The organism is Pseudomonas syringae group sp. J309-1, assembly GCF_032582135.1.
GTDB classification, from domain to species: domain Bacteria; phylum Pseudomonadota; class Gammaproteobacteria; order Pseudomonadales; family Pseudomonadaceae; genus Aquipseudomonas; species Aquipseudomonas quasicaspiana.
The window spans coordinates 73,490-83,515 of record NZ_JAWHNU010000021.1 but is presented as its reverse complement, the minus strand read 5'-3'; the positions used below and the strand labels follow the sequence as shown (position 1 = coordinate 83,515).

The following is a 10,026-nucleotide window of genomic DNA, read 5'->3' as shown; positions in this document are numbered from 1 at the left end:
CCCCAGAAACGTATTTCTCGTATGTCACACCTTAGAGACTAACCCTTCTCCTTGGTGCAGGAGCAACATACAAGGAGCTGCCGAAGGCTGCGATGGCGGAGTGTCAGGATGAATGCTTCGCAGCCTTCGGCAGCTCCTACAGAAAATCCATGTCAGTTCAGTAAGTTATATGTTGTTTGATAAAGCTGCCCAAGGCTGCGAAGCGATGATTGAACCTTACGCTTATAAGAAAAGATCCACGGAGCCGAGCCGATGAAATCATACGAAGTCAATTTTGACGGCCTGGTCGGGCCGACGCACAACTACGGCGGTCTGTCGTACGGTAACGTCGCCTCGCAAAGCAATTGCCTGCAGTCCTCCAATCCTCGCGAGGCTGCGTTGCAGGGCCTGGCGAAGATGAAGGCGTTGATGGACATGGGTTTTACCCAGGGTGTCCTCGCGCCACAGGAGCGTCCGGATATCGCCGGTCTGCGCCGTCTTGGCTTTAGCGGCACAGACGCACATGTGATCGAGCAGGCTGCCAGGCAAGCCAAACCTCTGCTAGCTGCCAGTTGTTCAGCCTCGAGCATGTGGGTCGCCAACGCCGCGACGGTCAGCCCGAGCGCCGACACCGCTGATGGCCGCGTGCATTTCACCGCCGCCAACCTGGCCTGCAAATACCACCGCAGCATTGAGCACCCGACCACCAGCCGCGTGCTGGCGGCGATGTTCGCCAATTCGCAACACTTTGCCCACCACGCGGCACTCCCTTCTGTTGCCCAGTTTGGTGATGAGGGCGCCGCCAATCACACGCGTCTATGCCGTGACTATGGCGAGGCGGGGGTGGAGTTTTTCGTGTTCGGGCGCAGCGCTTTTGATTCGCGATTTCCTGAGCCGCAGAAGTACCCTGCGCGCCAGACCCTCGAAGCATCCCAGGCCGTGGCTCGCTTGCATGGTTTGAGTGACAGCGCCGTCGTTTTCGGTCAGCAGAACCCGGCGGTGATTGATCAGGGTGTGTTTCACAACGATGTGATTGCCGTGGGTAACGGCGAAGTGTTGTTCTATCACGAGGACGCATTTCTCCATACCGAGCGCATGCTGGCTGAATTGCAGGACAAGCTTGCCCGTTGCGGCGGCCAGCTCCAGCCGATTTGCGTTCCGCGTGCCGAAGTTTCGGTCGAAGATGCGGTGCGTTCTTACCTGTTCAATAGCCAGCTATTGTCCCGCCCCGATGGCACCATGTTGCTGGTCGTGCCCGAAGAGTGTCGCGGCAATGAGCGAGTCTGGCGTTACCTGCAAGGGCTGACCGCGGGTGCTGGTCCGGTCAGGGAGGTTAAAGTCTTTGACCTCAAGCAGAGCATGCAGAATGGCGGCGGCCCGGCGTGCCTGCGTCTGCGGGTCGCGCTCAATGAAACCGAGCTGGCGGCGGTCAATCCCGGGGTTATCATGACCGCGCCGCTGTACGACACGCTGACCCAGTGGGTCGACAGGCATTATCGTGACCGCATGAGCGAAGATGATCTGGCAGACCCGCAATTGCTGGTCGAATGCCGCGGAGCATTGGATGAATTGACGCAAATCCTTAAACTGGGCGCAGTTTATCCTTTTCAGCTGGCCTGAAATTCCGGCGGGTGGTGTCTGGCACGACCCGCCGTCCTTACCTCTCCATAGAGAACACCGATTATGAGCGACACCCTGCAGTTGATCCTTGAAGACACCGATGGCACCCAGCTGGAAACCTCCTGCACCCGCGTTGCGGTCGTCTGGCAGGGCAAGGAAATCTGGATTCAGCACGATGGCCGCGGCCAGCTGCTGATCGGCGTCGATGTCGAAGAAGGTGATGCCGAGTACGCGAACCTGTTGTTGCGTCCTCTGGCGACCAACCTGGTCAGCCTGCAGCTGGAAATGGAGCCTGCCGACGTCGGTGAAGACGAAGAGCATGTGCACGGCCCGGACTGCAATCACTAAGACCCACTTCACCCATTTAGGGAACAGTGCCTATGCTCGCCCTCGGTAAACTGCTTGACCTGACTTTGGCTGGACGTGAACCGGCAGAAAAGACTCAAGTGACAGTCGCCGGAGTGCGATTGCGATGGCTGAGCGAAGGTGCGCTGGAAGTGCGTCCTGCCCAGGATCGGGACAACGGCACGGATTTGCTGTTGTCCGCCGGAATTCATGGCAACGAGACGGCACCTATCGAGCTGCTGGATGAATTGATCCGCAGCATTGCCCGCAGCGAATTACAGCCGCGGGCACGTATTCTTTTCCTGTTCGGTAATCCCGACGCCATGCGCCGTGGCGAGCGGTATGTTGAGCAGGACGTTAATCGGCTGTTCAACGGTCGTCATGAGCACAGCGGTGGAGCCGAGGCGTTGCGCGCCTGCGAGCTGGAGCGGCTGGCGGCGACGTTTTTCAGCATTCCGGACCGCTACCGTTTGCACTACGACCTGCACACGGCCATTCGTGGTTCGAAGATCGAACAATTCGCGCTGTATCCCTGGAAAGAAGGGCGTCAGCATTCGCGCCGGGAGCTGGCGCGGTTGCAGGCAGCAGGCATGACGGCGGTATTGCTGCAGAACAAACCCTCTATCGTGTTCAGCGCCTATACCTACGACAAGCTCGGGGCCGAGGCTTTTACCCTTGAACTGGGCAAGGCGCGACCGTTCGGGCAGAACCAGGAAGTTGATCTGACTCGCTTGCGCACGCGTCTGGAGCAGATGATCGAAGGCACTGAGCCTGCGGTGGACGAAAGTCTTGAGGGTTTGCAGCTGTTCAGCGTTGCCCGGGAAATCATCAAGCACAGCGATGGTTTCAGGCTGCACTTGCCCTTGGACGTGGAAAACTTTTCGCCGCTGGATAAAGGCTACGTTCTGGCTGACGACCTGAGCCATTCACGCTGGATAGTAGAAGAAGAGGGCGCGAGGATCATTTTCCCGAATCCCAAGGTCAAGAATGGCTTGCGCGCGGGGATATTGATTGTGCCTGCTACAGCGGATGGGCTGGTCTGAGCCTGACGCGATAATTGCGGCGCTCTCGCAGATTTTGCGAGATCTCGGAATTGCAGAGCACCTGTGGGAGCGAATTCATTCGCGAATAGGGCAGTACATTCGATAGATATCTGTTGGTTGTAATGCCGCTTTCGCGAATGAATTCGCTCCCACACAGACTGTGTGAAAACCCTCAGACAAAAACAAACTGCGCGCGCTCACGTGAAATCTTTAAAAGTTTGTGTGGGTCACAGACCTCAAACTCACGTAGGAACGCGTTTTTTTGAGCGTTTTTTAGCCAGCTAATTGGCTCGTGAGGTTTTCACACAGCCTGCACAGGTTCATCGCCAACTCGTGAGAGCGATACCAGTCAATCAGCCGACTTTCTTCTGCCCTTCGCTACGGCGAATCGCACGCACTTTAGCAACGGTATCCGCGCAGGTCTTCGCCGCTTCCTGGCCTTTGTGCAGGAAGTGTTCGAAGAAGAACTTCAGGTGTTCTTCGCCTGCGTGGAAGTGGTGAGGGGTGAGGACTACCGAGAACACCGGCACTTCAGTTTCCAGCTGTACTTGCATCAGCGCGCTGACCACCGACTGAGCGACGAACTCGTGGCGATAGATTCCCCCATCCACAACGAGGGCTGCGCCGACGATGCCTGCGTAGCGGCCGCTGTTGGCCAGCAGTTTGGCATGCAATGGGATTTCAAAGGCGCCGCCGACTTCGAAGAAATCGATGTCCGCTTCGGTGTAGCCATGGTTAGCCATTTCAGCGATGAAGCCGATTTTGCTCTGATCGACAATATCCTTGTGCCAGCAGGCCTGGATAAAAGCGATACGCTCGTTCGCGTGGTTTTTGCTTTTGCTGTCGATTGCGGTGGGTTGCATCTGTTCTGTCTCCTGTCTATAAAAAAACAGGGCACTTTGGATCGAATGGGAAGGTCAGGCTAAGCCCGGCAATCATGGGAACGAAATCCGTTCGTGACGATGCGCGATGCGTTGCAGTGGTGCCAATCCCGTTCTCTCTTCATCCGGACTATGACCGTCGGCCCCGGAATCTCACCAGGTCTGCTGACCCTGCGTTTGCAGGCGCTCGCGGGCTAGACGCATTGCGCGTCATTACCGCCGGTGGGGAATTGCACCCCGCCCTGAGAACGTTGCCGCTGAAATATTTCAACGGCGCGCATTTTTTATCACAGTTTTACTGAATGTGCTTGGACGCATTCCTACAGTCGTCCTGACTTTTTCTTATAAGAAAGTCTTGGAATTCAACACCAGCGCCTTGATTATTCCTATCCGTAACCTCACAACTGAGGTTCGTCTTTTCCAGGGAGCTTTACCGTGACGGTTATCGACTTGCGCAGCGACACAGTGACTCAGCCCACTCATGGGATGCGCGCCGCCATGGCGCAGGCACCGCTGGGTGATGATGTCTACGGTGAAGATCCGACGGTCAATCGTCTTGAGGGCTGGTTGGCGGACCGACTCGGGTTCGCGGCTGCGCTGTTCGTCCCGACCGGCACGATGAGCAACCTGTTGGGCTTGATGGCCCACTGTGAGCGTGGCGATGAATACATCGTCGGCCAACAGGCCCACACCTATAAGTATGAAGGTGGCGGCGCAGCGGTCCTGGGCTCCATTCAACCGCAGCCGCTGGAAAACCGGGCCGATGGTTCGCTGGACCTGGATCAGGTGCTGCAAACCATCAAGCCTGACGATTTCCATTTTGCCCGCACCCGTCTGCTGGCCCTGGAAAACACCATGCAGGGCAAGGTCCTGCCGTTGAGCTATCTGGCGGCAGCCCGCGCATTCACTCAGCAACATGGCCTGGCGCTGCATCTGGATGGCGCCCGGTTATACAACGCCGCAGTGAAACTGGGCGTTGATGCGCGGGAAATAACTCAGCATTTTGATTCGGTGTCAGTGTGCCTGTCCAAGGGGCTGGGTGCGCCGATTGGTTCGGTGCTGTGCGGCTCTCAGGCGTTCATCGACAAGGCCCGCCGCTTGCGCAAAATGGTCGGCGGCGGCATGCGTCAGGCCGGGATGCTGGCGGCAGCGGGCCTGTATGCGCTGGAGCATCAGGTCGAGCGTCTGGCCGATGATCACGCCAACGCCGCGTTTCTGGGTACTGCACTGACGGAGCTGGGTTATTCGGTTGAACCGGTGCAGACCAATATGGTTTATGTGCACATCGGCGATCGCGCTCAGGCGCTCAAGGCGTTCTGTGCCGAACGCGGTATCACGCTCAGTGCTGCGCCGCGTCTGCGGATGATCACTCACCTGGATGTTTCCCGTCAGCAACTCGAGACCGTAATCACAGCATTTGCTGACTTTTCCCGCACTTGAAGCGCCGATAGTCCAGTAGCTTTGTTCTATCGTACAAACAGACTGTACCGTTGACGCAACGCCTATATAATGCGGCCCTTTGCCGTCGCTACGTCATATGACGTTTTGCACTTGCCTCTGGCCGCAGTCTCCGTGGAAGAACCTATGAAAAGCGCAGAAATCCGTGAAGCCTTCCTTGGCTTCTTCGAAGAGCAAGGCCACACCCGTGTAGCCTCAAGTTCCCTGATTCCGGGCAACGACCCGACCCTGCTGTTTACCAACGCAGGTATGAACCAGTTCAAGGACTGCTTCCTGGGCCAGGAAAAGCGAGCCTATACCCGTGCAGTGACCAGCCAGAAATGTGTGCGTGCCGGTGGCAAGCACAACGACCTGGAAAACGTCGGCTACACCGCGCGTCACCACACATTCTTCGAAATGCTGGGCAACTTCAGCTTCGGTGATTACTTCAAACGTGACGCGATCACCTACGCCTGGACCTTCCTGACCTCGGAAAAATGGTTGAACCTGCCCAAGGACAAACTCTGGGTAACGGTCTACGCCAGTGACGACGAGGCTTACGATATCTGGACCAAAGACATCGGCGTACCTGCCGAGCGCATGGTCCGTATCGGGGACAACAAAGGCGCGCCATACGCATCCGACAACTTCTGGACCATGGGCGATACAGGCCCGTGTGGTCCTTGCACCGAGATTTTCTTCGATCACGGCCCTGAAATCTGGGGCGGCCCACCGGGCTCGCCGGAAGAAGACGGCGACCGTTACATCGAAATCTGGAACAACGTTTTCATGCAGTTCAACCGCACCGCTGACGGTGTGTTGCACCCGCTGCCTGCGCCGTCGGTAGACACCGGCATGGGCCTGGAGCGCGTCAGTGCCGTTCTGCAGCACGTGAACTCCAACTACGAAATCGACCTGTTCCAGAGCCTGCTGGCTGCTTCGGCCAAAGCCATTGGCTGCGGTAACGACAGTCAGGCTTCGCTGAAAGTAGTGGCTGACCACATTCGTTCCTGTGGCTTCCTGATTGCTGATGGCGTGCTGCCGTCCAATGAAGGTCGCGGTTATGTGCTGCGTCGGATCATTCGTCGTGCCTGCCGTCACGGTAACAAGCTGGGCGCCAAGGGCAGCTTCTTCTATCAGATCGTTGCGGCGCTGGTTGCCGAGATGGGGACTGCGTTTCCTGAGCTGGTTCAGCAGCAGGCGCACATCGAGCGCGTGCTCAAGGCCGAAGAAGAGCAGTTCGCCAAGACCCTGGAGCAGGGCCTGAAGATCCTCGAGCAGGATCTGGCTGAACTCAAAGGTAATGTCGTGCCGGGGAACGTGGTGTTCAAACTCTACGACACCTACGGTTTCCCGATGGACCTGACTGGCGACATCGCCCGTGAGCGCAACCTGACTCTCGACGAGGAAGGTTTCGAGCGCGAGATGGATGCGCAGCGTGTTCGCGCCCGTTCTGCCAGTTCGTTCGGCATGGACTACAACAGCCTTGTCAAAGTCGACGTGGCGACCGAGTTCACTGGCTACAAAGCGACTCGCGGCGAAGCGAAGATCGTGGCCCTCTATAAAGCCGGTCAGAAAGTCGAGCAGTTGAGCGAAGGCGAAGAGGGCGTTGTAGTCCTTGATACCACGCCGTTCTACGCCGAGTCGGGTGGCCAGATTGGTGATGCCGGTTACCTCAGCGCTGGTGAAGTACGCTTCGATGTTCGTGACACCACCAAAACCGGTGGCGCTTTCCTGCACCATGGCGTTGTCGCTGCCGGCACCTTGACGGTGGGCGCTTCGGTCAACACCGAAGTCGATGCCGAGGTGCGTAACGCCACGGCGTTGAACCACTCCGCGACTCACTTGCTGCACGCAGCCTTGCGCAAGGTGTTGGGCGAGCACGTTCAGCAAAAGGGCTCGTTGGTCGACAGTCAGCGCCTGCGCTTCGACTTCAGCCATTTCGAATCCATCAAGCCTGAGCAGTTGAAAGCGCTGGAAGACATCGTCAACGACGAAATCCGCAAGAACACGGCAGTCGAGACGGTCGAAACCGACATTGAAACAGCGAAGGCGCGTGGCGCCATGGCGCTGTTCGGCGAGAAGTACGGCGACAGCGTGCGCGTGCTGAGCATGGGCGGTGATTTTTCCGTCGAGCTGTGCGGTGGTATTCATGCCACTCGCACCGGCGACATCGCAGTATTCAAGATTGTCAGCGAAGGCGGCGTGGCCGCTGGCGTTCGACGCATTGAGGCGGTCACCGGCGCAGCTGCGCTGGGCTACCTCAATGCTGCAGAAGATCAACTCAAGGAAGCCGCGACGCTGGTCAAAGGCAACCGCGAGAACCTGTTGGACAAGCTGACGGCTGTGCTTGAGCGCAACCGTCTGCTGGAAAAACAACTGGAGCAATTGCAGGCCAAGGCGGCCAGCGCAGCGGGCGACGATCTGTCTTCCTCCGCGCTGGATGTCAAAGGCGTGAAAGTGCTGGCCGTGCGCCTGGACGGTCTGGATGGCAAAGCGCTGTTGGCGCTTGTCGATCAGTTGAAGAACAAACTCGGTCGCGCAGTGATCCTGCTCGGCAGTGTGCATGAAGACAAGGTCGTACTGGTTGCAGGCGTAACCAAGGACCTGACTGGCCAACTCAAAGCCGGTGATTTGATGAAGCAGGCCGCTGCGGCCGTAGGTGGTAAAGGCGGCGGTCGTCCTGATATGGCGCAAGGTGGTGGTGTTGACGCGGGGGCGCTGGATGCAGCGCTGGCGTTGACCGCGCCTTTCGTCGAGCAGGGTATTTAAGTCGACCTTCCGGAGCAGCCACGCACAGGCGTGGCCGCCCGGCGCTTGGATTTAACGTTTAATGGGCGCCCTTAATCGGGCAGAGGCGGCTTTGAGATGGCTTTGATCGTACAGAAATTTGGAGGCACCTCGGTGGGCTCTGTAGAGCGTATCGAGCAGGTTGCCGACAAGGTCAAGAAATTCCGTGAGCAGGGCGACGACCTTGTGGTTGTGCTTTCTGCCATGAGTGGCGAGACCAATCGCCTGATCGACCTTGCCAGGCAGATCAGTGATCAGCCGGTTCCTCGTGAGCTGGATGTGATCGTATCGACAGGCGAGCAGGTGACGATCGCCCTGTTGGCCATGGCGCTGATGAAGCGTGGCGTGCCAGCAGTGTCGTACACCGGTAATCAGGTCCGTATCCTGACGGACAGCGCGCACAACAAGGCGCGTATTCTGCAGATCGATGACCAGAAGATTCGTGCCGACCTGAAGGCTGGCCGTGTGGTTGTGGTCGCCGGTTTCCAGGGCGTGGACGAGAACGGCAACATTACGACCCTGGGTCGTGGTGGTTCTGACACCACTGGCGTGGCATTGGCTGCGGCGCTGAAGGCCGATGAATGCCAGATCTACACCGATGTCGATGGTGTTTACACCACAGATCCACGTGTGGTCTCCCAGGCTCAGCGTCTGGACAAGATTACCTTCGAAGAGATGCTGGAAATGGCCAGCCTCGGTTCCAAGGTATTGCAGATCCGTGCGGTGGAGTTTGCCGGCAAGTACAACGTCCCGCTGCGCGTATTGCACAGCTTCAAGGAGGGTCCAGGTACCCTCATTACCATTGATGAAGAGGAATCCATGGAACAGCCGATCATTTCCGGCATCGCCTTCAACCGCGATGAGGCCAAGCTGACCATCCGTGGCGTGCCAGACACCCCGGGTGTGGCGTTCAAGATTCTCGGGCCGATCAGCGCCGCGAATATCGAAGTCGACATGATCGTGCAGAACGTTGCGCACGATAACACCACCGATTTCACCTTCACCGTTCACCGTAATGACTACCAGGCTGCCCTGCAGGTGCTGGAAAACACTGCGCGTGAAATCAATGCCCGTGAAGTGATTGGCGATACCAAGATCGCCAAGGTATCGATTGTTGGCGTGGGCATGCGTTCTCACGCAGGTGTTGCCAGTCGCATGTTCGAATCGCTGGCGAAGGAAAGCATCAATATCCAGATGATCTCGACGTCGGAAATCAAGGTTTCGGTGGTGATCGAAGAGAAGTATCTGGAGCTGGCGGTACGTGCGCTGCACACCGCTTTTGAGCTGGATGCGCCTCGACAGGGTGAGTGATGGTATCGGCAAGGGTCGCGGACTGACTGCGCCTCTTGTGTTATTGCCGGGCGAAAACTGTTCTTTTGCTTTTGCCGGTCGATACCTTGGTGACAGCCGCGCTACTGCCGCGGTTGTCGCCTTCGGTTTGCAGACTGTTGTTCCTGAATGTAGTGCGTGAGGAGAAAGGTATGCTGATTCTGACTCGTCGTTGCGCAGAAAGCCTGATCATTGGTGATGGAGAAATCACCGTGACCGTGCTCGGCGTCAAAGGTAACCAGGTGCGCATTGGTGTTAACGCACCCAAGGAAGTCGCTGTCCACCGTGAAGAGATTTACCTGCGCATCAAGAAAGAGAAGGACGAAGAACCAAGCCATTAATTTTTATTGAATTTTTGGTTTGCAAACGGGGAAAAGGGTGGTTATTATACGCCCCGTGTTGCGGAGAGCTGGCCGAGTGGCCGAAGGCGCTCCCCTGCTAAGGGAGTACACCTCACAAGGGTGTCGGGGGTTCGAATCCCCCGTTCTCCGCCATTATTTGCGTAGTACGTTGTATCTGGCTTTAATCGGTAAGTTGTTGAATTTACTAGAAAAAAGTTCTTGACCAAAAGATTCGACGGCCTATAATGCGCGGCAACAAAT

8 protein-coding genes, 1 tRNA gene and 1 riboswitch are annotated in these 10,026 nt (G+C 57.3%); of the genes, 8 read left to right on the top strand and 1 reads right to left on the bottom strand.

What is annotated here, in order from left to right:
• The first annotated feature begins 252 nt into the window (after nucleotides 1-252).
• The 3 genes from astB (at nucleotide 253) to astE (ending at nucleotide 2,987) form a co-directional block, all read left to right on the top strand.
• Nucleotides 253-1,599, top strand: a complete 1,347-nt coding sequence (gene astB / locus RX972_RS13890) for an N-succinylarginine dihydrolase (protein WP_027900079.1) — start codon at nucleotides 253-255, stop codon at nucleotides 1,597-1,599.
• Between the two features lie 63 nt (nucleotides 1,600-1,662).
• Entirely contained in the window at nucleotides 1,663-1,947 is a 285-nt protein-coding gene (locus RX972_RS13885) for a hypothetical protein (RefSeq protein ID WP_027900080.1), read from the top strand.
• 32 nt (nucleotides 1,948-1,979) lie between these two features.
• Entirely contained in the window at nucleotides 1,980-2,987 is a 1,008-nt protein-coding gene (astE, locus tag RX972_RS13880) for a succinylglutamate desuccinylase (protein ID WP_122396610.1), read from the top strand.
• A gap of 353 nt (nucleotides 2,988-3,340) precedes the next feature.
• Here the strand turns inward: astE and RX972_RS13875 are convergent, their stop codons facing one another.
• Nucleotides 3,341-3,850: a 6,7-dimethyl-8-ribityllumazine synthase gene (locus tag RX972_RS13875; protein ID WP_095094594.1), complete on the bottom strand. Its 510-nt coding sequence runs from the start codon at nucleotides 3,848-3,850 to the stop codon at nucleotides 3,341-3,343.
• A gap of 126 nt (nucleotides 3,851-3,976) precedes the next feature.
• A riboswitch (FMN riboswitch) is annotated at nucleotides 3,977-4,122 on the bottom strand.
• A gap of 181 nt (nucleotides 4,123-4,303) precedes the next feature.
• Between RX972_RS13875 and ltaE the strand changes: the two genes are divergently transcribed.
• The 5 genes from ltaE to RX972_RS13850 all read left to right on the top strand — a co-directional run bounded on the left by ltaE (nucleotide 4,304) and on the right by RX972_RS13850 (nucleotide 9,918).
• Nucleotides 4,304-5,308: a low-specificity L-threonine aldolase gene (gene ltaE, locus RX972_RS13870; RefSeq protein WP_316876076.1), complete on the top strand. Its 1,005-nt coding sequence runs from the start codon at nucleotides 4,304-4,306 to the stop codon at nucleotides 5,306-5,308.
• 144 nt (nucleotides 5,309-5,452) lie between these two features.
• Nucleotides 5,453-8,077: an alanine--tRNA ligase gene (gene alaS, locus RX972_RS13865; protein WP_316876074.1), complete on the top strand. Its 2,625-nt coding sequence runs from the start codon at nucleotides 5,453-5,455 to the stop codon at nucleotides 8,075-8,077.
• Between the two features lie 96 nt (nucleotides 8,078-8,173).
• Nucleotides 8,174-9,406 (top strand): aspartate kinase, encoded by a 1,233-nt coding sequence (locus RX972_RS13860; protein ID WP_027900085.1) that lies wholly within the window; start codon nucleotides 8,174-8,176, stop codon nucleotides 9,404-9,406.
• Between the two features lie 170 nt (nucleotides 9,407-9,576).
• Nucleotides 9,577-9,765 carry a carbon storage regulator CsrA gene (gene csrA / locus RX972_RS13855; protein WP_002554426.1) on the top strand — a complete coding sequence of 63 codons (189 nt, stop codon included), beginning with the start codon at nucleotides 9,577-9,579 and terminating at the stop codon, nucleotides 9,763-9,765.
• A 62-nt stretch (nucleotides 9,766-9,827) separates the two neighbouring features.
• Nucleotides 9,828-9,918: transfer RNA gene (locus RX972_RS13850), tRNA-Ser, on the top strand.
• The last annotated feature ends 108 nt before the right edge of the window (nucleotides 9,919-10,026 follow it).